The organism is Bradyrhizobium sp. CSA112 (genome assembly GCF_029051645.1).
GTDB lineage: Bacteria > Pseudomonadota > Alphaproteobacteria > Rhizobiales > Xanthobacteraceae > Bradyrhizobium.
Map to the genome: position 1 here is coordinate 913,435 of NZ_JAACFS010000001.1, position 23,729 is coordinate 937,163.

The 23,729-nt window shown below is 63.3% G+C and carries 23 protein-coding genes and 1 pseudogene; 13 read left to right on the top strand and 11 right to left on the bottom strand.

The window, feature by feature from the left end; genetic code table 11:
* Nucleotides 1-52: 52 nt before the first annotated feature.
* The 5 genes and pseudogenes from GWE18_RS04540 (at nucleotide 53) to GWE18_RS04560 (ending at nucleotide 2,576) form a co-directional block, all read left to right on the top strand.
* Nucleotides 53-244: a hypothetical protein gene (locus GWE18_RS04540; RefSeq protein ID WP_275184572.1), complete on the top strand. Its 192-nt coding sequence runs from the start codon at nucleotides 53-55 to the stop codon at nucleotides 242-244.
* Between the two features lie 81 nt (nucleotides 245-325).
* Nucleotides 326-643: pseudogene (locus GWE18_RS04545) on the top strand (LysR substrate-binding domain-containing protein); the annotation flags it as partial.
* Nucleotides 644-733: 90 nt separating this feature from the next.
* Entirely contained in the window at nucleotides 734-1,474 is a 741-nt protein-coding gene (locus GWE18_RS04550) for a class I SAM-dependent methyltransferase (RefSeq protein WP_275184573.1), read from the top strand.
* A gap of 313 nt (nucleotides 1,475-1,787) precedes the next feature.
* Complete coding sequence (locus GWE18_RS04555) at nucleotides 1,788-1,988, top strand: hypothetical protein (RefSeq protein WP_275184574.1); 201 nt, start codon at nucleotides 1,788-1,790, stop codon at nucleotides 1,986-1,988.
* Nucleotides 1,989-2,087: 99 nt separating this feature from the next.
* Nucleotides 2,088-2,576 (top strand): DUF6766 family protein, encoded by a 489-nt coding sequence (locus GWE18_RS04560; protein WP_275184575.1) that lies wholly within the window; start codon nucleotides 2,088-2,090, stop codon nucleotides 2,574-2,576.
* Nucleotides 2,577-2,692: 116 nt separating this feature from the next.
* Here the strand turns inward: GWE18_RS04560 and GWE18_RS04565 are convergent, their stop codons facing one another.
* From GWE18_RS04565 to lptF, 7 genes are all read right to left on the bottom strand, one after another.
* A complete protein-coding gene (locus GWE18_RS04565; protein WP_275184576.1) occupies nucleotides 2,693-3,751 on the bottom strand; it encodes an alcohol dehydrogenase in 1,059 nt (352 codons plus the stop codon).
* A gap of 35 nt (nucleotides 3,752-3,786) precedes the next feature.
* The gene (gene rsmA, locus GWE18_RS04570) at nucleotides 3,787-4,644 is read right to left on the bottom strand and encodes a 16S rRNA (adenine(1518)-N(6)/adenine(1519)-N(6))-dimethyltransferase RsmA (RefSeq protein ID WP_275184577.1); all 858 of its coding nucleotides are present in this window, start codon (nucleotides 4,642-4,644) and stop codon (nucleotides 3,787-3,789) included.
* A complete protein-coding gene (gene pdxA, locus GWE18_RS04575) occupies nucleotides 4,641-5,660 on the bottom strand; it encodes a 4-hydroxythreonine-4-phosphate dehydrogenase PdxA (protein WP_275184578.1) in 1,020 nt (339 codons plus the stop codon). The genes rsmA and pdxA overlap by 4 nt, the downstream gene beginning before the upstream one ends.
* The gene (locus GWE18_RS04580) at nucleotides 5,660-6,601 is read right to left on the bottom strand and encodes a SurA N-terminal domain-containing protein (RefSeq protein WP_275184675.1); all 942 of its coding nucleotides are present in this window, start codon (nucleotides 6,599-6,601) and stop codon (nucleotides 5,660-5,662) included. The genes pdxA and GWE18_RS04580 overlap by 1 nt, the downstream gene beginning before the upstream one ends.
* Nucleotides 6,602-6,673: 72 nt before the next feature.
* Nucleotides 6,674-9,070, bottom strand: a complete 2,397-nt coding sequence (locus GWE18_RS04585) for an LPS-assembly protein LptD (RefSeq protein ID WP_275184676.1) — start codon at nucleotides 9,068-9,070, stop codon at nucleotides 6,674-6,676.
* Nucleotides 9,071-9,168: 98 nt separating this feature from the next.
* Entirely contained in the window at nucleotides 9,169-10,266 is a 1,098-nt protein-coding gene (gene lptG, locus GWE18_RS04590; protein WP_057851440.1) for an LPS export ABC transporter permease LptG, read from the bottom strand.
* Nucleotides 10,263-11,432 (bottom strand): LPS export ABC transporter permease LptF, encoded by a 1,170-nt coding sequence (gene lptF, locus GWE18_RS04595; protein WP_275184579.1) that lies wholly within the window; start codon nucleotides 11,430-11,432, stop codon nucleotides 10,263-10,265. Before lptF ends, lptG begins: the two co-directional genes overlap by 4 nt.
* Before the next feature lie 347 nt (nucleotides 11,433-11,779).
* On the opposite strand from lptF, the gene GWE18_RS04600 reads away from it, so the two are divergent.
* From GWE18_RS04600 to thrS, 4 genes are all read left to right on the top strand, one after another.
* Entirely contained in the window at nucleotides 11,780-13,282 is a 1,503-nt protein-coding gene (locus GWE18_RS04600) for a leucyl aminopeptidase (RefSeq protein WP_275184580.1), read from the top strand.
* Nucleotides 13,283-13,297: 15 nt separating this feature from the next.
* Nucleotides 13,298-13,750 carry a DNA polymerase III subunit chi gene (locus GWE18_RS04605; RefSeq protein WP_275184581.1) on the top strand — a complete coding sequence of 151 codons (453 nt, stop codon included), beginning with the start codon at nucleotides 13,298-13,300 and terminating at the stop codon, nucleotides 13,748-13,750.
* A gap of 185 nt (nucleotides 13,751-13,935) precedes the next feature.
* On the top strand, nucleotides 13,936-14,442 hold the full coding sequence (locus tag GWE18_RS04610; RefSeq protein WP_275184677.1) for a hypothetical protein: 507 nt from the start codon (nucleotides 13,936-13,938) through the stop codon (nucleotides 14,440-14,442).
* Between the two features lie 338 nt (nucleotides 14,443-14,780).
* Complete coding sequence (gene thrS / locus GWE18_RS04615) at nucleotides 14,781-16,013, top strand: threonine--tRNA ligase (RefSeq protein WP_275184582.1); 1,233 nt, start codon at nucleotides 14,781-14,783, stop codon at nucleotides 16,011-16,013.
* 15 nt (nucleotides 16,014-16,028) lie between these two features.
* Here the strand turns inward: thrS and GWE18_RS04620 are convergent, their stop codons facing one another.
* The 3 genes from GWE18_RS04620 to GWE18_RS04630 all read right to left on the bottom strand — a co-directional run bounded on the left by GWE18_RS04620 (nucleotide 16,029) and on the right by GWE18_RS04630 (nucleotide 18,645).
* Entirely contained in the window at nucleotides 16,029-17,891 is a 1,863-nt protein-coding gene (locus GWE18_RS04620) for an ABC-F family ATP-binding cassette domain-containing protein (protein WP_275184583.1), read from the bottom strand.
* Between the two features lie 94 nt (nucleotides 17,892-17,985).
* Entirely contained in the window at nucleotides 17,986-18,159 is a 174-nt protein-coding gene (locus tag GWE18_RS04625) for a hypothetical protein (protein WP_275184584.1), read from the bottom strand.
* A 213-nt stretch (nucleotides 18,160-18,372) separates the two neighbouring features.
* Nucleotides 18,373-18,645 carry a sulfur globule protein precursor gene (locus GWE18_RS04630; protein WP_275184585.1) on the bottom strand — a complete coding sequence of 91 codons (273 nt, stop codon included), beginning with the start codon at nucleotides 18,643-18,645 and terminating at the stop codon, nucleotides 18,373-18,375.
* 325 nt (nucleotides 18,646-18,970) lie between these two features.
* On the opposite strand from GWE18_RS04630, the gene ndk reads away from it, so the two are divergent.
* Together ndk and GWE18_RS04640 are read left to right on the top strand one after the other, a co-directional pair.
* A complete protein-coding gene (gene ndk, locus GWE18_RS04635) occupies nucleotides 18,971-19,393 on the top strand; it encodes a nucleoside-diphosphate kinase (protein WP_275184586.1) in 423 nt (140 codons plus the stop codon).
* A gap of 64 nt (nucleotides 19,394-19,457) precedes the next feature.
* The gene (locus GWE18_RS04640; RefSeq protein WP_275184587.1) at nucleotides 19,458-20,294 is read left to right on the top strand and encodes a TerC family protein; all 837 of its coding nucleotides are present in this window, start codon (nucleotides 19,458-19,460) and stop codon (nucleotides 20,292-20,294) included.
* 167 nt (nucleotides 20,295-20,461) lie between these two features.
* Here GWE18_RS04640 and GWE18_RS04645 read toward each other — a convergent pair whose 3' ends face one another.
* A complete protein-coding gene (locus GWE18_RS04645; RefSeq protein WP_275184588.1) occupies nucleotides 20,462-20,824 on the bottom strand; it encodes a hypothetical protein in 363 nt (120 codons plus the stop codon).
* A gap of 239 nt (nucleotides 20,825-21,063) precedes the next feature.
* On the opposite strand from GWE18_RS04645, the gene GWE18_RS04650 reads away from it, so the two are divergent.
* Together GWE18_RS04650 and GWE18_RS04655 are read left to right on the top strand one after the other, a co-directional pair.
* Complete coding sequence (locus tag GWE18_RS04650) at nucleotides 21,064-21,279, top strand: hypothetical protein (protein ID WP_275184678.1); 216 nt, start codon at nucleotides 21,064-21,066, stop codon at nucleotides 21,277-21,279.
* Between the two features lie 107 nt (nucleotides 21,280-21,386).
* The gene (locus GWE18_RS04655; RefSeq protein WP_275184589.1) at nucleotides 21,387-23,717 is read left to right on the top strand and encodes a xanthine dehydrogenase family protein molybdopterin-binding subunit; all 2,331 of its coding nucleotides are present in this window, start codon (nucleotides 21,387-21,389) and stop codon (nucleotides 23,715-23,717) included.
* Nucleotides 23,718-23,729: the final 12 nt, after the last annotated feature.

The following is a 23,729-nucleotide window of genomic DNA, read 5'->3' on the forward strand; positions in this document are numbered from 1 at the left end:
TGATCGCTTGGTTCGACGCTCCCCTCCGGCCACGTACTCGGACGAGGACAGCATGACTTCACTTGCGAAACTTCTCACTCAGAAGCAACAACTGCTGGGCAGGCTGGAGGAGGGCCCGGGGCCCAATGAGCGCGCCGAACTGGAGCGCCTTTTGGAGAAGGTCGACGCAGCGTTGAGTTCACTGGAGCCTGCGCCCAGCGACATCGCCGAGGAACATGACAGTCGTTCCAGGTCCGGCTGCTAAGCTTTCCGCGGCCTGGAGTTACGGTGCCAGTGCACTCAATAGACGCGTCGAGAATCCGGCGCAGTGCACTGACACCGTTATTTGCCGACCCACGGCGGCAGCCTTTGCGCCTGGGAATTCGAAAAGAACGGGCGAGAGGTCAACGTTCGTGTTGAAGGCCAGCTTGTGTTCAACAGCGCGGGCCTCCTCCTGGAAGGAGCTCTGCGGGGCTTCGGGCTAGCCTACCTCACCGAAGGCCACGTGCAGCCGTATATTTCGAGGGGGCAACTCGTCCGCGTTCTTTCGGATTGGTGCCCGCCATTCTCCGGGTATCACCTGTACTATCCCAGCCGGCGACAAGTTTCCCCGGCGTTCTCATTGATCGTGGATGCGCTTCGCTTCCGAGGGCAAGTCGGATAGGACGAAAGACGCTGGAGCGCCCGTTGGACTAGACCGAGAAGGTCTACGGACATCATCGCCAAGGCCGACCTTCATCATATAGAGATAAACGTGGCACAGAATATCTACGACAATCCCGATTTCTTCGCGGGCTACCGCCAGTTGCCTCGCCAAGTGCATGGGCTGGACGGCGCGCCCGAATGGCCGGCTGTCCAGGCCATGCTGCCCGCGCTAACCGGCAAGCGCGTGGCCGATCTGGGCTGCGGCTTCGGCTGGGCCTCGCGCTGGATGCGCGCGCAGGGTGCGGTCTCGGTGCTTGGCCTCGATCTGTCGCAGAACATGATCGCACGCGCCAAGCTCGATACCTCGGACCCGGCCATCGAATATCTGCTCGCCGATCTCGAGACACTGGAACTGCCCGAAGCGGCATTCGACCTCGTCTACAGCGCCTTGAGCTTTCACTATGTCGAGGATTTCCGGCGCCTCGCGCGCATGATCCACAAGGCGTTGGTCGGCGGCGGAGATCTGGTCTTCACGATCGAACATCCGATCTTCATGGCTGCGGCGCATCCGCATTGGATCGCCGACGAAGACGGCCGCAAGACCTGGCCGGTCAACGGCTACGCGGTCGAGGGCGAGCGCCGCACGGACTGGTTCGCCAAGGACGTGCTGAAGTATCACCGGCCCCTCGGCACGACGCTCAACACGCTGATTGATGCGGGCTTCGAGTTGCGCCGCGTCGAGGAATTCGCCCCGACGCGCGAACAGATCGAGCGCTCGCCCGAACTGGCGGAAGAGCTGGAGCGGCCGATGATGCTCCTGGTCTCGGCGCAAAAGACAGAAACGCGGTAATGGTCGAACCGCCCGTGCTGCATGATAAGGGCGACTCGCGATTGACTGCCATCTCAAGATCGACGGCCGCTGTGTTCGCTCTGCTCTGTTCACCGATCACGCGTCTGGGGGATTTTTCCTTGGGGGGTGGTGGCACTTCAGGTGTTATCGCCTCAGCCAAAACCGAGAAGTTCCTGCCGGGAGCAAAAATAAACATATGGCACGGGGTGAAGTGGGGGAGCAGAATGTTCCGGTCACGCACGGTCCCACGGCATTTTGCGGTGATGAGAACGCCCGTTGCGCTCCTGCCTCTTCTAACGGAATGGAGCAGCGCATGCAGAAGCGTCGCCACATCAAGCATGAGAAAAGCTTTGAAGAACGGCTAGCGGAAGAAGCTCAACGCTTTAAAGAAGCGGCCGAAGCGCTTCCTCCCGGCACCGCTCAGGAGTTGCTCTTGAGGCGGGCCCGGCTCGCTGAAACCGCAGCGCATATGAGCCAGTGGTTGAAATCACCGGGTCTGCCGCCTCTGAAATGACTATTGCGAAGGTGAAACTTGGCCCGGAGAACTCGGCCTGGAGAACAAGGCCGGCTGCATTGCAGACCGCGGCGGTGAATTCTTCGCCGATGCCGCGGTTTGTCTTCGGAACACGACTACGTCGGCGTCATTAAAGGGCTAACCTTAGGTAAAAGGATGTCCTTCATGATGACCCGACATTCAATCTGGAAACGCTTTGGATTCGCCTGGGTGACTGGCGCCCTGTTCGTCATCACGCTCTCCGGCCACTGGATCTTCGGCTGGTTTGCCTACGTCGACGAGCAGCAGGCGCACCAGCAGCCGATCGAGATCGGCGCCTATACGATCCAGATGATGCGAGACACTTTGGAAAACTGGCAATCCGAATTCTTGCAACTGATGTGGCAGGTTGCCGGGCTCGCCATCCTCCTGCACGTAGGCTCGCCGCAATCAAAGGAAGGCGACGACCGGATGGAGGCGAAGATCGACGCGATCCTGCTGGCCGTAGAGCCGAAGAAAGGCGACGAACTCCTCAAGCACATCGATGACGCGTACGAGGGCCGGCACACCGACGCCCGCTTTGTGCAGGAGCTGGAGCGCCGACAATAACTTGGAACGCGCGGCGCTCGCCGGTCGGGCTCGTGCTTTCTGCGAACGCCGTGGACCGAAAGGCCCCTCGGCGTTTAGTGGTTGCTACGGATTCCAACGATGTGCGAACCACCGCCTCAGTTCTTCAGAACGATGCGTCCGACGACCTTGCCGGCCCGCAGCTCGTCGATCCATTTCTGGACGTCGGCCATCGGCTCTTCCTTCATCGGCGTCGGCTTGATCTTGCCGGCGCGGGCGAGTGCCATCAATTCCTTGGCTTCAGTGAGCGTGCCGACCATGAAGCCCTCGATGGTCATGCGCTTGTAGACCCATTGCACCATCGGCAGGCTGAAATTGCCGCCCATCAGGCCGGAGACAACGATCTTGCCGCCGCGCGCAACGGTCGCAACGGCGAACGCCATTGATTTCTCATTACCCGCAAAATCAACGACGCCGTCGAAGCCGCCCTCGGTTTCTTTCAGGATGCGCCTGACGATTTCGGGCTCGGCCGGATCGTAGGCGACAGCAGCACCGTTCTGCAGCGCGGTTTCGCGCGCGGCAGGGGAGAGATCGGCGACCGTAATGTTCTGCTTGAACATCGCCTGCGCGAACGAAAGCCCCATCATGCCGACGCCGCCGAGCCCGATCAGCAGCAAATTGCGCTGCCGCGGGCGGTCGACCAGCCGCTTCAGCGCGCCATAGGCGGTTACCCCCGAGCACATCAGCGTCGCCGCCTGATTGACCGGCAGCGGATCGTAATCCAAGAGATATTTGGCGTCGGGCACCAGCACGTGAGTGGCAAAGCCGCCATCGATCGAGACGCCGAGGAAGCGCTGCTTGACGCAGAGGTTCTCGTCGCCATTGGCGCAGTCGCGGCACTTGCCGCAGCCGATCCAGGGGAATACCGCCTGCTTCTTTCCGATCAGGTCGTTCGAGGCATCGGGACCCACTTCATCGACGACACCTGCGATCTCGTGCCCGAGCGTGAACGGCAGCGTCATGCCGCGCGTGGTGTCGAGCCTTTTGCCGCCGCCGAGATCGGCATAGCCGTCCTGGATGTGCAGGTCGGAATGGCACAGACCACAGCGTTCGATGCGGACGAGGACCTCGCGTCCAATCGGCTCCGGCGTGTCGATGATGGTTTCGCACAATGGCGCATCGAATTTGACGAGGGACTGGCGGACCATTCGCGCCATGGCGCTTCTCCTTGAGCACGTTTCTTCAGGACGTTTTACGATTTTGTGTTTCGTATATCGGTCAATTTACGGGCCATGGCAACAAAACCCGAGACCGGAATGGTTTCGGCGCGCCTCGTTGGGTCGATATCTGCAGCCCCGGCCAGCCTGGCCGGATCGACCGACAGCGATTTCAAGCTCTGCCGAAGCATTTTCCGGCGCTGGCCGAAGGCCGCGGCCGCCACCTGTTCAAGCGCACGGCGGTCGCAGGTTTCAGGCGCGTTGCGCGGCACCAGCCGCACCACCGAGGAGGTCACCTTGGGCTGCGGCACGAAAGCGGCCGGAGAAATGTCGAACAGGATTTTGGTTTCAGTACGCCAGTTGGCGAGCACCGCGAGCCGACCATAGGCCTCATCATTCTCCTGAGCTACGATCCGCTCGGCGACCTCGCGCTGAAACATCAGCACCATCATGTCGTACCAGGGCGGCCATGGCTCGATCGAGAGCCAGTCCACCAAGAGCGCGGTCGCGATATTGTAGGGCAGGTTGGCGACGATCTTGGCCGGCTCGCCGCCCAGCATTGGGCGCGGATCGAAACGCTGGGCGTCGGCATGCACAATTTCGAGCCGCCCGGGATAGCGCTTCGCGATATAGTCAAGCGGGGCCAGCGCGCGCTCGTCGCGTTCGACCGCAATGACGCGCTTGGCGCCCAGCGCCAGCAGCGCGCGCGTCAGGCCGCCGGGGCCGGGGCCGACCTCGATGACGGTGGCGCCTTCGAGCGGGCCCGCGGCGCGTGCAATCCGCGCCGTGAGGTTGAGGTCGAGCAGGAAATTCTGGCCAAGGGATTTGCGTGCCGACAGGGAATGTTCGCGGATGACCTCGCGCAGCGGCGGCAGATCGTCGATCGCGCTCATATAGCCTTGGTCGTCGCCATGCGCGCGGCGAGCCGCAACGCCGCGGCGAGGCTGGACGGGTTGGCCTTGCCGGTGCCGGCAATGTCGAAGGCCGTGCCGTGGTCCGGCGAGGTGCGAATGAACGGCAGGCCCAGCGTGACGTTGACGGCGTCCTCAAACGCAATCGTCTTGATCGGGATCAACGCCTGGTCGTGATACATGCAGACGGCGCAGTCGTAGGTCTTGCGCGCCGCGGCGTGAAACATCGTATCCGCTGGCAAGGGCCCCCTGGCGTCGATACCTTCCGCGCGCAGCGTTTCGACGGCAGGCGCGACGATGTCGATGTCTTCGCTGCCGAGCGAGCCGTCTTCGCCGGCATGCGGATTGAGGCCCGATATTGCGAGCCGCGGCTGGGCCAGCCCGAAATGCGCTTTCAGATCCGCGACCGCAATCCGGGCGGTCGTCACGATCAGCTCGCTCGACAGCTGTGTCAGCGCCTCGCGCAGCGAGAGGTGGATGGTCACGGGAACGACGGCGAGCGCCGGCGACCAAAGCATCATCACGGGTTGGAGCACGCTGCCGCCATTGGCGGCAAGCTCGGCGAGAAACTCGGTGTGGCCGGGATGGCGGAATCCGGCGCGGTAGAGCACGCTCTTGGCGATCGGGTTGGTGACGACGGCGCCCGCTCTTCCTCGCCTGACATGGTCGACGGCGTGGCGAATGGAGGCGAGGGCGGCGTTCGCGCTGGTATCGTCGGGTTGTCCGGGCCGCGCCGTGGCGATTTCGCCTGTTGCCACGACAGGCAAGGCTTTCGCGAATGCTGCGCTGGCTTCCTCAGGGACGGCATCGGCGAGTTCGAGCTGCGATCCCAGAATTTTGGCGCGGTCGGCGAAGAACGCGCGATCGCCGAGCAGATAGAACGGCGGGAGGTCCAGTTCGCGGCGCCGCAGCCAGGCGGCGAGGGCGATGTCGGGGCCGATGCCCGCAGGTTCACCGGATGTCAGCGCAAGGGGCGTCGTCTTCGGATCCTTGGCCATCAACGATATTCGATCATCGCGGCTTTGCGGATGTCGGCCAGGTAAGACTTCGACTTTGCCTCGTATTTCTGGGTGTACATCTTTTCGCGGATTTCCCGCTTCTTCGGCGTGTCGATCTTGGTCGGCTTCCTGTCGCACAACGCCACCATCTCCACGCCCTGCTTGGTGATTTCGGGCGGGGTCAAACGGCCGACCGGCGTCTTGTCCAGGAGTTCACGAAGCGGGCCGGGGATGTCGGCCGACGTTTTGGTGACGAGGCCGCGGATTGCGGCATTCTGCATCGACTTGAAGTAGGAGTTGGCCTGTTCGCAGCTCTGGACGCGCTCGCGCAGGGTTTCGGCTTCCTTGCGTCGCAAATCGATCGCGCTTTGCGCCGAGCCGCGCGGCACGATCAGGACAATCGGCTGCAGCTTGTATTCGAACGCCTCGGTCTGGGTCGCCTCGCCGCTTTCCTGGGCTGCGGCGGCAACTTCCTTCTCGCCGACCTGCAGGCTCTCCTTGAAGCGGCCGCGCACCAGACTGCCCCAGACCATCTCGGCCTTGAGTCGGGCCTTCAGCGTTTCCGGCCGGACACCGCCGCCCTCCAGGGATTTGGTCAGTTGTTCGGGCGACAGACGCATCCGCTGGCTCATTTGCCCATAGGCTTGATCGATATCGCTCGCGGTAGGATCGACACCGAATCTCTTGGCTTCCCTGATCTTCACCTTTTCGTTGATCAACTCGTCGATCACTTCCTGCCGGGGCATCTGCTTGCGCGTGGTCAGGAAGTTGAGCTTGGTGCGCTGCTCGATGTCGAGGCTGGTGATGGGCTCGCCATTGACCATCACGACCACGGACTGTGCCCGCAGCGGTGAAACGCCGCCGGCGAGCATGGCAATCGCGACGGCACAGCCGGCGATCAGGGACCAAAGTCGGCGAGGAGGAAGCGCAATGATCGTCATGGTCATGTCAGCCGTATCAACCAATTCGTACCGCGGTGCGCTGGGTACTGTCCGGCAAGGTCGGGCCTCACGCTACTGAATGCCGCTGCTGCCGGACGACGAGGACGAATTCGCAATGGTCCGCAGGCCGATCTGCAGCATGAAAGCGTGGTTGAGCACCGGCGGCGTCGTCCCAGCCTGATAGGTATAGGACGTGACGTAGTTGGCTGCCAGCACGAAGCAATCGTCCACATAGCCGGCGCCGATGATGTACTGGTTCAGCTTGTTGGCTTCAAGATCCCAGCGCGCCGCTCCCGACACCACCCAGTTCGAAGCCACCTTGATCGAGGCGGTGCCGAGCAGGCCTTCGCGCCGGGTCAGGTATCCGAGTTCCGGCTGGGCGGCATAGTTGCCGTACAACATGCTGACCGACCAGCGATCAAACGAGGCGCGTCCCTCGGCTTCGAAACGATTGACGTTCAGCGTCGCCTCATCCACGCGCGAGCGCACGCTGAACGTATAGGTCCGGTTCGGCGAATAATTGACGCGGGCGACGTAGTCCGACCGGGTGTTCTGCAGGCCGGATTCGAGGCCGGTGTTAGTCGCATCCTGCACCGCATACGAATTCAGGCCGAACAACTGGTAGGACTGGCCGAACAGCACGTTGATGCTGCCGCCGCGGTCGAACTGCGTGGTCGCCTGGACGCCGACATTGGCGCGGCCGCCGCCTTCGACGCGGTCGTAGCCCGAGAACTTGTCGACAGCGAACAGGTTGCTGGCGTCGAACACCATGCTCTGCGCGTCTTCGTTCGGCAGTCTGCCGGCGAAGGTCTCGTTGGGACGCGCGATAATTTGCGCGATCGGCTCGATCGTGGTGGTGCCCCAAGGCTGAACGTTGATGAAGGGGTAGCGGTATTCGAGGCCGACCGCCGGCATCAGGCGGACCGCCTGCGTGTCGCCGACGGGGAGGAAGTTCGAGACGCCGGGCTGGTTCGAGATCGAGGCGTCGATGGCATCGGCGCGCATGATCGCAAACGGCGTCCAGATCTGGCCGATCGGATCGGTGTATGAGCGCCGCCACTGCGCCTCAGCCGTCAGCCGCGTATAGGTGCCAGGCATACCTCGTAGCAGACACTGCGAGGGAATCCGGGCCAGCGGATCGGCCGATGCGTTCAGGCACAGGCCGTTGGTGTTGGCCAATGTCGTGATCGGGTCGAAGGCCGCGGTCGTGCGCGACAGGCTGGTGAAGTTCGTCTTGTAGCTGACCTCACCGCCGAGGATCGGGTGGTTGATGACATTGTTGTAGTCGACGACCGGGTGGATCACCGGCACCTTGTCCTGGTTGCCGGAGAACGAGAGGTAGTGGATCGTGCGCGCATCGAAGAAGCTGCGGTTGCCGACGCCGGTCAGATACAGCTGTGAGATCGCTTCCGTCGGAAGACTGAGGAACGAGCCCAGCGGATCCTTGTATTGGGCCAGCCGGTAGTCCGAGAAGAAGAGGTAGTCCGACAGCAGTACGCCGTCCCAGCCCCAGACCCATTTGTCGTTGAGCGCGAACTGCCCCTTGGTGTCGATACCGCCGCGGAAGTCACGGTCGCCCGGCTGTCCGGCGAAGGCGCCGGGATCGAGCTGATTAATGCCGTAGCCGCGGATCTGGTACGAGCCATTGATCAGCCGCTGGCGGAATTCGCCCTGGAACAGCACGCCCTGCCTTGTGGTGAAGCGCGGATTGAAGGTCGCGTCATAGTCCGGCGCGATCGCCCAGTAGAACGGGGTTTCGACCGCGTAGCCATAGGTCGAGTTGGAGCTGTAGGCGGGCATCAGGAAGCCCGTCTTGCGCTTGACGGTCGGGTCGGGCGTCGAGAAATACGGCAGATACGCCATCGGCACGCCGAAGAACTCGAGCTGCGCGTTCTCGAAGTACAGCATCTTGTCGGTCTGGTCGTGGATGATGCGCGCACCCTTGACCTGCCACAGCGGCGGCTTCTTCGGATTGTCCTTGCACGGCGCGCACGCGGTATAGACGCCGTTTTCGAACACGGTGTAATTGCCCGCGGAACGGTCGGCGCGCGTCGCCGCCATGCGCGTGTCATCCGCCGTATCGACGCGCAGCGAGTCGACGAAACCATCCCGGTAGTCGTCGCTCAGATCCATGATGTTGGCGTAGGTGACTTTGCCTTCCGCGTCGGTCAGGCGGATGTTGCCTTCCGCGTGCAGCCGCTTGGTCTTCTGGTCGTAAATGACCTTGTCGGCCTCCACGCTGGTGCCGTTGTAGAACATCTGCACGTTGCCGACCGCCGACACGCGCTGGTTGTTGTAGTCGTAGTCCACCTCGACCGCTTGCACGAGCATCTTGCCGTCATTGTTGACGGGGCGCGGCGGCGGCTTGGGTGGCCGTGGATTGTAAGTGAAGCTTTGCGCCGAGGCCGGCACCGTCAGGGCAAGCTCGATCGAGCCCGCGAAAACGAATCCGGCGAGCAGCGCAATCATAGGGACGCCAAAGGCAGCCATGCGGGCTCGATAGCGGCGCACATTGGTGCGCCGCCTGAACGCAGGCGACCTCAATTGGCGGGCGGCGACAACGGCCACTACCCGTCCTCCTGGTACAACAAGGCCAAAAAGCCGGTGAGGCCACCCACACAGACGGGCAACCACGCCGCAGCGATGGGATGCATCAACTCAGCCTTGCTCAAATCCTCAGTAACTTTCGATAGAACGTAGAGCAGAAAGCCTGCGCCCACGCCACTCAAAACCATCTTTTGCACGCCGCCCATCCGGAAGAAGCGAAGGCTGACGGAAGCCGCCAACATCACCATTGCAGCCAGCAAAAACGGCTGTGCGATGAGCTTATGGTACTGCAGACGGTAGCCTGCGGTCGCGAAGCCGGAGCTTTCGGAAGAGCGGATATAGCCGGGCAGTTGCCAAAAAGACACGGTTTCCGGGGTCGAGAAACTGTTGCGGACCTGGGCCGGGGTGAGGGTGGTCGAGAGGTAATAGTTCTCCTGATCAACCGGAGGTTTATCTAGGGAGTATCTCCGTACCGATTTGAACGCCCAGCGGCCTTCCTCAAGCGAGGCTTCGCGCGCTTCGATTCGCTCCTTGAACTGGAGATCGGTGTCGAACCGGAACACGGTCAGTCCGGTCAGCCGCACACCCTGCTGCTCGCTGCGCGCCGCATTGATGATCGATTGGCCGTCGCTGTTGATCTGGTTGAGCCAGAAGCCGGATGCATCCTGGATGCCGGCGCCGGGCGCCGAGCCGAACAGCTCAGCCTCCATCCGCTTGGAAAGCTCGCGCAGGTTGGCTGACATCGGATTGTAGGCGACCGTCGCCACGGTGCCGAGGATGATCGCGCTTGCCAGCGCAGGCGAGATGAACTGCCAGGCGGATACGCCGGCCGCACGTGCGACCACCAGTTCGAGCCGCCGCGACAGCGCCAGATAGCAGGTCATCGCGCCGATCAGGACGCAGAACGGCATCAGCTTTTCCAGCAGTTGCGGCACCCGGTAAAGCGACGTCTGCGCCACCGTGATCGCGGAGGCCGATACCAGCCCGGAGGTCTTGCGGACCATTTCGATGTAGTCGACCAGCACGAGCAGCACGAAAATGCTCGCAAACACGCCCACCGCCGCGACCAGGAAGCGGCCGGCAAAGTATCGCCCGAGCGTGTTGGTCATCATGCTCATGCTGTGGCGGGCCGTCCAAAGAACCGCGCAAGGCGCGCGTTCGACCTGTTGATCGCCTCTATTAGCGCTGCCGGCGGCTCCACCACGACGCCGCCGATGATCATCCACAGCCCGCCGCCGATCGCGGCGAACAGCATCGAGTACTGGACGAAAGCCATGCCCGGCGTCTTCACCGTCATCACCGAGCAGGCGAATCCCGCCATGCGCAGGCCAAACACCGCCAGGATCGATCCGCCGATCGAAAAATTGCGGCTCTGGCGCGTGGTGCGCGGCGTGCCGAGGAACGCAAAGGTCAGCACTGCGAAGGCGAAGGGATAGACCGGCGCCAGGAAGCGGTCATGCAACTCGGCAAGAAACTGCCCGGAAAGCTGCTTGAAAACCGGATCGTCCTCCGGTGGCGAAACCAGCTCCCAGAGATAGCGTTCGCGAATTCCCAGCGCGACGTCGCGGCCGCGATTGGAGAATTTCGACATGTCGAAGGCATAGCGGGCGAAAGCCACCAGCGCCGGATCGCGCTTTCCCGCCTCGAAACGTTCGAGGTTGCCGTCCTCCAGCACCAGGTAGGAGCCGTTCTCGTTCTTCAGCACCGTGCCGTGGTCGGCAATGATGGTGACGCGCTCCTTGGGATCGCGGCGGTCATCGACGAAGATGCCGGCGAGCACGCCGCCCGGCTGCCGTTCCCGGATGCGAATCGTCAGGTTCTGATCGAGCTGGGCGAAACGTCCGGGCTGCAGGATGTTGGTCAGCACGTCGGCCGTGATCTCGGCGTCCCATTGCTTGATCCGGCGCAGGCCGTCGGGAGCGAGATAGGCACCGATAAAGGTGACCAGGATCGCCACTACACAAGTGGCGAAGAAAAACGGGCGGAACAGCCGGAATGGGGAAAAGCCGGCGGCATTCATTACGATGATTTCGGAATCGGTGGCGAGCTTGTTCAACGTGTGCGAGATCGCAATCATCAGCGCGATCGGCGCGATGACCAGAACAAGCGCCGGAATCACCAGGCTGGTGATGCCGAGGAAGGTAATGATGGTCTGGCCCTGGCTCGTCATCAGGTCGATGCCGCGCAACGCCTGCGTAATCCAGATCACGCCGGTGAGGCTGACCAGGATCAGCGCAAACGACGCGAGCGTCGTGCGGAAAATGTACCTGTCGATCGACCCCATCGCTACCGCACGATCCCACCTTGCGCGCCCCAAGAGCGGCTACCGACCAACCCCTGCTTTTAGGGTTCCCCTTTGGTCGGGCCGCCAATACAGCCGTCTACATTCTCACTACCATCCCTTTGATCCGTCAACAAAATGGCCGGGCCGTGGCGTCCCCTCGACACGGTTAATAATTGACCCATGTGGCCTTCCGGTCACTGCGGCGCTTGGCAGCGCCGCGGCTTGCGGGTCATAGTGCCGAAAACATCAGGTCCCCAGCGATTTGGGGCCGCCACCGAAGAGAATATTCCATCATACGGGCCGATTCCGGACCCGCAAGACAGCCCTGAATTCTGGAGGATTTACCTATGTCCGACGCCGTCAAGGTCGGCTTCGTCGCTTTTTCCGCAGCGCCCCGTGGCGTTCTCGTGGTGTTTTGCGATGACACATTGAAGTTCGGCGAAGCCACGCGGAAGGCGCTGGGGACGGCCGCCAACACCGTCAAGCGGGCGGCGGCCGCCAACCAATTCAAGGGCAAAAGCGGGTCGACGCTTGATATTCCGGCGCCCGAGGGAATCAAGGCGGAGCGCCTGATCGTGGTCGGCATCGGCAAGGCGTCCGACATCAAGGAGAAGGATTTTCTAAAGTTCGGCGGGGTGACGGCGGGCAAGCTCAACAGTGCCAGCGAAGCGGTCACGGTGATCGCCGAACTGCCTGATGGCGCGATGCAGGGCGATGCTGCCGCCGCGATCGCGTCAGGCATCCGGCTGCGCGCGTATAAATTCGACCGCTACAAGACCAAGAAGAAAGACGGCGAGAATGGGACGCTTCGCGCAGACGTTTCGATCGCCGTCGAGGATGTCGCCGCTGCGCGAAAGGCCTTCGCGCCGGCGTCCCACGTCGTGGACGGCGTGATCATCGCGCGCGAACTCGTCAACGAGCCGCCGAACGTGCTGTATCCTGTCGAATTCGCGCGGCGTGCGAGCCAGCTTGGGAAGCTCGGGGTCGACATCGAGGTGCTCGACGTCAAGGCGATGAAGAAGCTCGGCATGGGCGCCTTGCTTGGCGTCGCACAAGGCTCAACGCAGCCCGGCCGCACGGTGATCATGCGCTGGAACGGCGGCAAGAAGGGCGATCAGCCGGTCGCTTTCGTCGGCAAGGGCGTGTGCTTCGATACCGGCGGCATTTCGATCAAGGGTGCCGCCAGCATGGAAGACATGAAGGGCGATATGGGCGGCGCTGCCTGCGTGGTCGGACTGATGCATGCGCTGGCTGCCCGTAAAGCTAAGGTCAACGCGGTCGGCGCCATCGGCCTGGTCGAGAACATGCCCGACGGCAACGCCCAGCGCCCCGGCGATATCGTCACCTCGATGTCGGGGCAGACGATCGAGATCATCAACACCGACGCCGAAGGCCGGCTCGTGCTGGCCGACGTGCTCTGGTACGTGGCGAAGAAGTTCAAACCCAGATTCATGGTCGATCTCGCAACGCTCACCGGCGCGATCATGGTCGCGCTCGGTACCGAGTATGCCGGAATGTTCTCCAACAACGACGAACTGGCTGATAGGTTGAGCGAGATCGGAACCGAAACCGGCGAACGCGTCTGGCGCATGCCGCTCGGCGCTGAATACGACAAGCTGATCGATTCGCAATTTGCCGACATGAAGAATACCGGCGGGCGCCACGGCGGTTCGATCACCGCTGCGCAGTTCCTGCAGCGTTTCGTCGACAACACGCCGTGGGCACATCTCGACGTCGCGGGAACCGCGATGGGCGCACCGAAAACCGACATCAACCACAGTTGGGGTTCCGGTTATGGCGTTCGCCTGCTCGACCGGCTGGTCGCGGAATATTACGAAGCCACGAAGTAATTCGGTTGCAGGTGGATGACGGAAATCCTGTTCTATCATTTGCAGGGCATGTCGCTCGAGAGTGTATTGCCGCCGTTGTTGGAAAAATCGCTCGAGCGAGGCTGGCGCGTGGTCGTGCAATCGACCTCGCCGGAGCGCACCGAGGCGCTCGATGCGCATTTGTGGACCTACAGCGACGATTCCTTCCTGCCGCACGCTACGTGGCGCGCCGGTGATGCGCAGGACCAGCCCATCATTCTCTCTATCGAGGAGGGCAACCCGAATCGGGCCAATGTCAGGTTCCTGATCGACAACGCGGCGTTGCCGGTCGATTGCGATAGCTACGAGCGGGTGGTGCTGGTCTTCAGCGGTGATGATGCCGATGCGCTGACCGCGGCGCGTGGTGCCTGGGCCGACTGCAAGGCGCGCGGGTTCGAAGTGACTTATTGGCAGGCCGACGAGCGGGGCCGGTGGCAACGGCGGCAGTAGCGATGCTTGAAAATTAACGATGAAATTGGTGATCCCTGGGAATCAATGATAATCTGCGGTTTCTGCGCCGGACCTTGCGGGCAGCCATGGTCGTGCCGCAAAGTGATGGTCGGACAAGTGGTTACAGTAAGGGGTGGGAGCCTGGGTCTAGCGTGCGACGCGGAACGATCGATCGAAAACCACTGCTGACTTTGTTGTTGCTCGGGCCCGCGCTTGCGGGTTGCTCGGGTGCGTCGGACCTGTTGTCGAGGGACGCGGACTGGTTTTCGCGAACGGGGCGCGTGTTCATTCGAAACGTGTCGATCGAAACGCCTCCGCTCTCCCCGACCAAGCCGGTCACGCCCGATGAACTCGTCAGTGCCGACGGAGCCTGTCCCGGCATGGGAGCGCCAGGCGCCGGTGCCAACGCGCTGGCGGACGGTGCTGCCGGCAGCCCGCCGCCCTCGACGAGCGGCACAGTGGCGCTTGGTCATACCGAATGCGACGTCGTGCGCGGCATCGGTGCGCCCGACAACGTCGGCCTCTCCAACAACCCGCGCGGCGATCGCGTGGCGGTCGTCAGCTATTCGCGCGGCCAGCGGGCCGGCATCTACACGTTCACCGCGGGACGCCTGACGTCGATCGAGCGTGCACCGGAGCCGGCGGCGCCAGCCAAGGGCGCAAAGCCGAAGAAGAAGCCGGCGGCGACGTAACCCTGTGCTTGCGCGCCTCGCGTTGGCTATAGCGTTTTCGAACGAACTGGATGCCGGTTCGCGTTAAGAAAACGCGTCCAAGCCCGCCAGACTGATGCTCTGGGCCAAGCGGCTGGCGTTGACGGCTGAGCGCTTTACGGCCATATACCGAGCATGAACAAGCTTCGATCAGCCGCATTGACCACCACGGCGACCGCTTACGGCGGATCGCCTGCTGGTTGCGCGCGCTAGAGACAAGCGTACTTCACCCAGAAAAGGCCCCGCCGGCGACGGACGGGGCCTTTTCCGGCTTTTGATGATCCCCGTCCGCGCTTTTTCCCGTCACAAGGAACACAGCAATGGACGATCTCGACCACAGAAATCTCGGCGTAAAGCTCAAGCTCTGGCACCTTCAGGAAGATGCGCCGGGCATGGTGTTCTGGCATCCGCGCGGCTACGCGGTCTATCGAGTGCTGGAGGACTATGTCCGGCGCAAGATGCGCCGAGCCGGCTACGCCGAGGTCCGGACGCCACAACTGCTGCCGCAGGAGTTCTGGGGTCGCAGCGGTCACTGGGACAAGTTCGGCGAGCACATGTTCCGGGTCGACGACGGCGATCTGGCGATGGCGCTGAAACCGATGTCGTGCCCATGCCATGTGCAGATATTCAACAAGGGGCTGCGCTCGTGGCGGGAGCTTCCAATCCGCTATGCCGAGTTCGGCGCCTGCCACCGCAATGAGCCTTCCGGTTCGCTTCACGGCATCATGCGAACGCGCGCCTTCGAGCAGGACGACGCGCATGTGTTCTGCCGCGAGCAGGACGTGGAGGGCGAAGTCGCGCGCTTTATCGCCCTGCTTGACGAGGTTTATTGCGACCTCGGTTTTCCCGACTACGAGGTGGCGCTGGCGACGCGGCCGGCGGTGCGCGCCGGCGACGACGCGACCTGGGACTTGTCGGAGGCGAAGCTCGGCGATGCCGCGCGGCAATGCGGCCTCGCGCCTCAAATCAATCCAGGCGAAGGTGCTTTCTACGGACCGAAGCTGGAATTCGCGTTGCGCGACCGGCTGGGACGATCCTGGCAGTGCGGCACGGTTCAGCTCGACGGCGTGCTGCCGCAGCGGCTCGAGGCGTCCTACGTCGCTCCCGACGGCAGCCGTGCCAGGCCCCTGATGATCCACCACGCCATCTTTGGATCGCTCAGTCGCATGATAGCGATCCTGCTCGAGCACCATGGCGGCGTGCTTCCGTTCTGGCTGTCGCCGGACCAGGTCGCGGTCGCGCCGATCTCGAAAGACCAGGCCGCATACAGCGCGGACGTTCTGGCGGCGTTCGAGGATGCCGGGATCCGGGCCGTTGCCTATGACGGCGCCGACACCCTTTCGCGGCGCATCGTGGCGGCGCATGAAATGGCGGTGCCGGTGATGGCCATCGTCGGCGGGCGCGAGATGAGGGACGGCCGAGTGAGCCTGCGCGAGCGCGATGGCTCACAGGCCGACGTTCCGCTGGCCGAGGCGGTGTCCCGCCTGCGGGCGAGGGCCCGGCCGGGCGCCTTTGTGGCTGAAGCCTTGTCGCCCGCGAACGCAGGATCCTAGGCGAGCAAGCTGCGCCTAGCCCGCCGCTTCGTCGTATTGTGAACTGGCTTCCAGCCAGACTTCCTCCGCACGCCGCAGCGCGCTTTCCGCACCGGCACGCGCCTTGCTGAGCTGCGCGGCCTGCTTGGGATCGCGCGTGAACAGGTCGGGCAACGCAAGCGCGGTGTCGATCTTGGCGATGATGCCGTTGATGCGCTCGATCTCGGCTTCCGCATCGGCGATCCGCTGCCTCAGCGGCGTTCGCCTTTCGCTCTTCCCTCGCTCCGGTCTTGCGGTTCCTTTGGGCCGCTCGCGCGAGGGGTTGCGCGTGTCGCCGATCGACAACACCATTCGCCTGTAATCGTCGAGGTCACCGTCGTAGCTCGTCACCGTCTGGTTGGCGACGACCCACAATTGATCGGCGCAGGATTCAATCAGGTAGCGGTCATGCGAGACCATGATGACAGCGCCGGGAAAATCGTTGATCGCTTCGGCCAGCGCCGCACGGCTGTCGATGTCGAGATGGTTGGTCGGCTCGTCGAGGATGATCATGTTCGGGCCGAAGAATGTGGCGAGCCCGAGCAACAGCCGCGCTTTCTCGCCGCCTGACAGGCTCTTGACCAGGGTGTCGCCGGCCTTTCCGGAAAATCCGATCGCGCCGGTACGGCCGCGCACCTTGGTTTCCGGCGCATCGGGCATCAGCTTGCGGATGTGGTCATAGGGCGATGCGTCGAGGTTGAGCTCGTCGACCTGATGCTGCGCGAAATATCCGACCGACAATTTCTCCGCCCGCGTGATCCGACCAGAGAACGGCGCCAGCTTGTTGGCCAGAAGCTTGACCAGCGTCGATTTGCCGTTGCCGTTGGAGCCGAGCAGGGCGATGCGGTCGTCGGTATCGATGCGCAGCGTGACGCGGTTGAGCACCGGCTTTTTCGGATCATAGCCGACCGAGACGTCATCGACGGCGATGATCGGCGGCGACAGCATTTTCTCCGGCGTCGGGAACGTGATTTCGCGCACGTCCTGCGTCACCAGCGCGGTGACCGGCTTCATCCGTTCCAGCATCTTGACGCGCGACTGAGCCTGGCGGGCTTTCGAGGCTTTCGCCTTGAAGCGATCGACAAAGGCCTGCAGCCGCTTGCGCTCGTCGGCCTGGCGCTTGGCGTGCTTGGCGTCCAGCATTTCCCGCGTGGCGCGCTGCTCCTCGAACGAGGAATAGGTGCCCTTGTAGAGTGTCAGCTTGCCGCGATCGAGGTGCAGGATCTGGTCGACCGAGGTGTCGAGCAGGTCGCGGTCGTGGCTGATGACGATGACGGTGCGCGGATAGCTTGCCAGATGGTCTTCCAGCCACAGCGTGCCTTCGAGGTCGAGATAGTTGGTCGGCTCGTCCAGCAGCAAGAGATCGGGCGCTGCGAACAGCGTCGCCGCCAGCGCCACCCGCATGCGCCAGCCGCCGGAGAATTCCGAGCACGGCCGCGCCTGGTCCGCGGTGGAAAATCCGAGGCCGCTCAAGATCGCTGCCGCGCGCGCCGGCGCGGAGTGCGCGTCGATGTCGACCAGCCGGGTCTGGATTTCGGCGATCCGGTGCGGATCAGCGGCGGTTTCGGCTTCACGGAGCAACGCGTCACGCTCCAGATCGGCCTTTAGCACGACATTGATGAGGCTCTCCGGGCCGTCCGGCGCCTCCTGCGCCAGGCTGCCGATGCGCCAGCGCGGCGGCAGGGTGATGCTGCCCGACTCGACCGGCAGGTCACCGCGGATCGCATGAAACAGCGTCGATTTGCCGACGCCGTTGCGGCCGACGAAGCCGACGCGCGCGCCGGGCACGATCTGCACCGTGCTGTCGTCGATCAAAAGCCGCCCGGCGATGCGGACCGAAATGTCTGTTATTGAAAGCATGCGGGGTTGTCACCGGAGCGGCCGGCAAACGCAACCTATTTATTATCGGGGAAATCTATCGACTGATCGCCAAATTCTATCGGCGAAGCATCATTCAGTGCAGCTCGTCATCGTGCCGACGCAGTTCATCCATCAGCTCTTGCAGCCGGGGCGAAAGTTCTGTTTCCGGGCGCATGCTTTGCTGCAGCCGTTCGCCCACGGCGTCGCAGATGGACTGGCAGGTCTTGTGGTCGAGTTGCGCGAAGTCGCTGTAGATTCGAGAATCCATGGGCCAGTCTCTCTGACTTGACGAGTTCCACCTCGCAGCACTCGCAAGGTTCGAGGGTGTCGATGGATCAAGTCACAACAGCGCGATTTGTTTCCCGCGCATGGCTGCATGCATTCGCCTGCAAGTAGTCGAATCAACCTTCCAAAACTGGTTCCTTAAAAAAAGCCCCGGCGCGGCGGCCGGGGCGTCAGTCAGGGGGAAGCTCGAATCAGGTCAGTAGCAGCGGTTCACCAGCCGCCAGCGCGGACCCCAGGGAGTTGGGACCAGGCGCCGCGCGTAGCAGCCGCCGTAACCGCCGCCGTAATAGGCGGGGCCGCCGATGAAGACACGGGGGCCACCCCAGCCATGATGATGATGGTGACGATGCCAACCGCCATGATGCCAGCCGCCATGGTGCCAGCCGCCGGCCGAAGCCGCTGTCGGCGCCAGCGCGGCGGCACCCAGCGAAGCCGCGGCCACTGCAACGAGCGAGAGTTTGCGTAACATGATCGTCTCCTCAAAGTTTCGGCGCCAGTCGGCACCATCAGTGAGATCGGGTCCCGTGACGCCCTGGGCCGGCGGACGCGCGTGCCCTGCGTTCGATCGTCCGTAAGTCTACGGCCGCGAAGCTGAATGAAGGCGGCACGGCAGTTTCAGACAGGGTTCATCTCCGTGAAATTGCAGTAATCTTTCGCACCCGCGTCGCGTCCGCCGCACGAAAACACCCCAAAAAGGGGTGGCGGCCGCGTCACCGGGCCGCTTGCCGTCGTGAGGTGGCGCCGATATAAGCCCCGCAACTCTCCATCCCGCGTTTTGTAAGGACGTAAACACAATGGCGATTGAACGCACTTTCTCGATCATCAAACCGGACGCGACCGCGCGCAATCTGACCGGCGCTGTCAACGCGTTGATCGAGAAGGCAGGGCTGCGGATCGTGGCCCAGAAGCGCATTCGCATGACCCGCGAACAGGCGGAAACCTTCTACGCCGTTCACAAGGAACGTCCTTTCTTCGGCGAGCTGGTCGAGTTCATGACCTCGGGCCCGGTCGTGGTGCAGGTGCTGGAGGGCGAGGGCGCCGTGCTCAAATACCGTGACGTGATGGGCGCCACTGATCCGTCGAAGGCGGCGGAAGGCACGATCCGCAAGGTCCATGCGAAGTCGATCGGCGAGAATTCGGTGCACGGTTCGGACGCGCCGGAGACCGCCGCGATCGAAATCGCGCAATTCTTTTCGGGCAACGAAATCGTCGGCTGAACAATTTGGGTAGCGGCGAGCAATAGCCGCGCAGTAACGGCTGAAGAGCCGAGGGGGGAACGCTGTGAACTGGCTGTGGCAAATCTTCGATCCTGCGACTATCTCGGCGTTCTTCACCCAGTTCCAGGCCGAGATGCAGCAACCGGCGTTCTGGGTTGCGCTCGGCAAGATCATGTGGATCAACATCCTGCTGTCAGGTGACAACGCGCTTGTCATCGCGATGGCGTGCCGCGGGCTGCCGCCGCGCCAGCGGTTCTGGGGCATGATCCTTGGCGCCGGCGTTGCCGTTCTTCTGCGCATCATCTTCACCGGTATCGTCGTGACGTTGATGGGGCTGCCATTCCTCAAGCTGGTCGGCGGATTGGCGCTGCTCGTGATCGCGGCAAAACTGCTGGTGCCTGAACACGAGGGCGAAGGCGACGTGGACGCGGCTGCGCATCTCTGGGCAGCCGTGCAGATCGTGGCGATCGCCGACATCGTCATGAGCCTCGACAACGTGATCGCGGTTGCCGCCGCCGCCAATGGCAGCATTCCGCTGCTGGTCATCGGCCTTGCCATCAGCGTTCCCTTGATCGTCGCCGGCGCAGCGCTGATCATGGCGCTGCTCACGCGCCTGCCCGCCTTGGTGTGGGCCGGTGCGGGCCTGCTCGGCTGGGTCGCCGGTGAGGTGATGGCGACCGACCCCGCGATACAGCCGGCGATGCATGCGTTCTTCAACGGCCCGGTCGGTGTCGGCCTCGATGGCGTGCTGAGCTCGCTTGGTCTGGGGCTGCGCTTTGGCAATGGCGGCCACGGCGGCGAGGTGCTGCTAGGGCTGATCGGCATCGCCGTGGTGCTCGTGGCGGGATCGATCTGGCGCAGGCGAAAGCTGGAAGGCGCCGAGCACTCCGCCACCGCATAGGGAAGACTGCGACCTCGTGGCATCGATTACCCGAGGTCTGGTTCCATCGCTGCGACTAAGGGGAATCAAGGCAAGCGGGATGTACGGAGCACCGGGCATCCCGCTTGAATTTTTTACGCGTCATCCGATGCCGGCGCGGGTTGCCTTTTGGGGAGCGACAAATCCCGCTAGAACAGGCGCATCGGCAGCGGAAGCTGGACATCGCGATAGCGGCCTTCGTAACGGTCGACGAAATCCTGCAGGAAAAACGGAATGTCGCGAAGCTGCAGGTCGCAGCGTCGCCGCAGCTCGTACGCGACCTCCACGGATGCGTCACGGCACCAGCCGCCGGCGACGTTGAAGGCGACGACCCGGATCGGCTTGGTGTACTGTCCGGTCAAAAGGTCCATCACGACACTCTCGAATCCGGTTGTCCTGGAATCCACTCCGCCCCAAACCCGTCCCGGTATGCCCGGATCATGCTCGACGACATAGACGTCAGGCTCCCCGCCGTCGGGCACGATCGATGGAGTTCCGAAAGACGTACGCATCGTCGAACTCTCACGCCACAGAACCAGGATTCAAGTGCGGTAATTTTGATTCGTTCCGTGCACGGGCGTGTTCGGTATCGGACCGATGAACGGGGATTTTGTTCGCCTTCAAGGAACGATTTCAATTCGGGAAAATTATGCAGCTTGTGTCGAGGGGATAGACATCAAAACTCCAAGCGGCTGCCGACTGCATTCCCGCTGCCAAGACGCCTTGGCAGCCGCTCCTTTTGGTCGTCGCCATGAAGGATTTTTCAAATGCGTCCTTCCCTCCCGAGGTGATCTCGGTGATGGAGGTGGCGCTTGATGCCGCGGTGGCCTCACTTCCCGAGCCGGTCCATTCCAGTCACGTTCAAATCATCGCCGAAGCGATCCTGCGCGCGGCCCATGGCGGCGAGCGCGATCCAGCCGTCCTGCAACGGCTGGCACTGCTGGAATTGCAGCTCACGCAACGTTAGGGAAACTGCAGGCCTCGGAGCCAGATGCCCGCTGTTTTGGTGGCCCGTGCACCAGCGGTAAGCACGCGGTATTGCCTTTGCCGGCGGCCGGTTCCATACAGCTTCACATGACCGAGCCGCTATTGGGGCGCAGCATCGATCGCCTCGAAGACGAGCGCTTCGTGCGGGGACACGGGCGCTACATCGCAGATCTCGTGGCGTCCAACGCGCTTCATGGCGTCGTCGTTCGCTCGCCGCATGCGCATGCGCGGATCGCCGCGATCAGCGTCGACGTGGCGCGCAAGATGCCCGGCGTCGCCGCTGTGCTCACGGGAACCGAACTGGCATCCGACAATATTGGCCCGCTGCCGTGCGCGGTGACCAGTATCCCGATGACTACGCCGCTCGTGGTGCCGGCCTATCACGCATTGGCGCGCGACGTCGTTCGTTATGTCGGCGAGCCGGTCGCATTCGTGCTCGCCGAAAGCGCCGAAGCCGCGCGCGATGCCGCCGAGGCCATCGTCGCCGACTATGAGCCGCTGCCGCCGCTCGTTTCGATCGCAGATGCAACTCTGCCGGACGCCCCCTCGATCTGGCCGGAGGCGAAGGGCAACATTGCGTTCCAGTTCAACCGTGGCGAGATCGGCCCGGTGGAAGCGGCGATCCGCGACGCCGCACACGTCGTGGAATGCGAGCTCGTCAACAACCGCGTCGTCGCTGCGCCGCTGGAAACACGTGGTGCGCTCGGCGAGTTCGACGCCTCGAGCGGCCGCCTGCACCTGACCGCCTCGGCCGCCGGCGCGCACATGATCCGCGACCTGCTCGCCGACTCCGTTTTCCGCGTGGCCCGCGAAAAGCTTCGCGTCAGCATTCCCGACGTCGGCGGCGGCTTCGGGATGAAGAACGTTCTCTATCCGGAATGGGTGCTGGTGCTGTGGGCGGCGCGCCGGCTCGGCCGCCCGGTCAAGTGGATCGGGGATCGCAGCGAGGATTTCACCGGCTCTGCGCATGGTCGCGACAGTCTGGTGCGGGCCCGCCTGGCGCTCGATCGCGATGGCCGCTTCCTGGCGCTCGACACGAAAGTTTTCGCCAATCTGGGCGCCTATGTCTCGACGGTGGCGCCGGCTGTGCCGACGATGGCGATGGGGAGCGCGATGGGCGGCGTCTACAATATCCCGCTGATCGCGTTCGAGACGAAAGGTGTGTTCACCAACACCACGCCGATCGACGCCTATCGCGGCGCCGGCAAGCCGGAAGCGAATTATCTGATCGAGCGCTGCATCGATATCGCCGCTGCCGAACTCGGAATGGATGCGCTGAAGCTGCGGCGCAAGAACATCTTTCGCCGTTTTCCGCACCAGAGCGCGATGGGACTCTCGGTCGAGCAGGGCAGCTTTTCGCATGCGATCGATCACGCGGTCGCTGCCGCGGAAGGATTCAAGGCGCGCCAGAAAAGTTCGCGCGCGCGAGGCAGGCTGCGTGGCCTTGGGCTTGCCTGCTTTCTCGAAACAGCGCGCGGCCAGCCCAATGAAGTGGCTGAGGTGAAGTTCAGTGAGGACGGCCTGATCGATCTGAAGGTCGGCACGCATTCCAGCGGTCAGGGCCACGAGACTACGTTCGCCCAGATCGCGGCCGATGCGCTTGGCTTGCCGCTCGCGCGCTTCCGGTTTCGGCAGGGCGACACCGACGATCTCGACTCCGGCGGCGGCCATGGCGGGGCGCGCTCCATGCACCAGGGCGGCACCGCACTGCTGATGGCGGCGGAAGGGGTGATCGAGAATGCGCGGCGGCTTGCCGCGCGCCTGCTGCAGGCCAGCGTCGATGCCGTCAGCTATGAAGCCGGTATGTTGCGGGTGGCCGCGACCGGGCAGGAGATCAGCCTCGAGGAGGTGGCGCGCGCCTCCCACCAGACGCCCGGCGACGATGTTGTGCCCGGCCTTGCGCACAAGGCGACCCATTTGTGCGACCGCTACACCTTTCCCAACGGCTGCCACGTCGCCGAGGTCGAGATCGACCCTGAGACCGGCGAGGTGAGGCTCGACCGCTACGTCATATCAGACGACTACGGCCGCCTGCTCGATCCTCGCCTGACGCTGGGGCAGGTCCATGGCGGCGTCGCGCAAGGCATCGGCCAGGCGTTGTTCGAGCAGGCGCTGTTCGATGCGCAGACAGGCCAGATCCTCTCAGGCTCGCTGATGGATTATGCGCTGCCGCGCGCAGATGATCTTCCCGCGTTCGAGGGCAGCCTGACGGCTGACTTCCCAAGCCGCGCCAACCGGCTCGGCGTCAAGGGAAGCGGTCAGGCCGGCGCCATCGCAGCACCCGCCACCATCATGAACGCCGTGATGAACGCGCTGACGCCGCTCGGCGTGCGGCATCTCGACATGCCCGCAACGCCCTCGCGCATCTGGCATGCGATCCAGGCGGCGAGATTGCGACCGTCCGGCCTTCCTTCCTGAGGGGCCAACAGC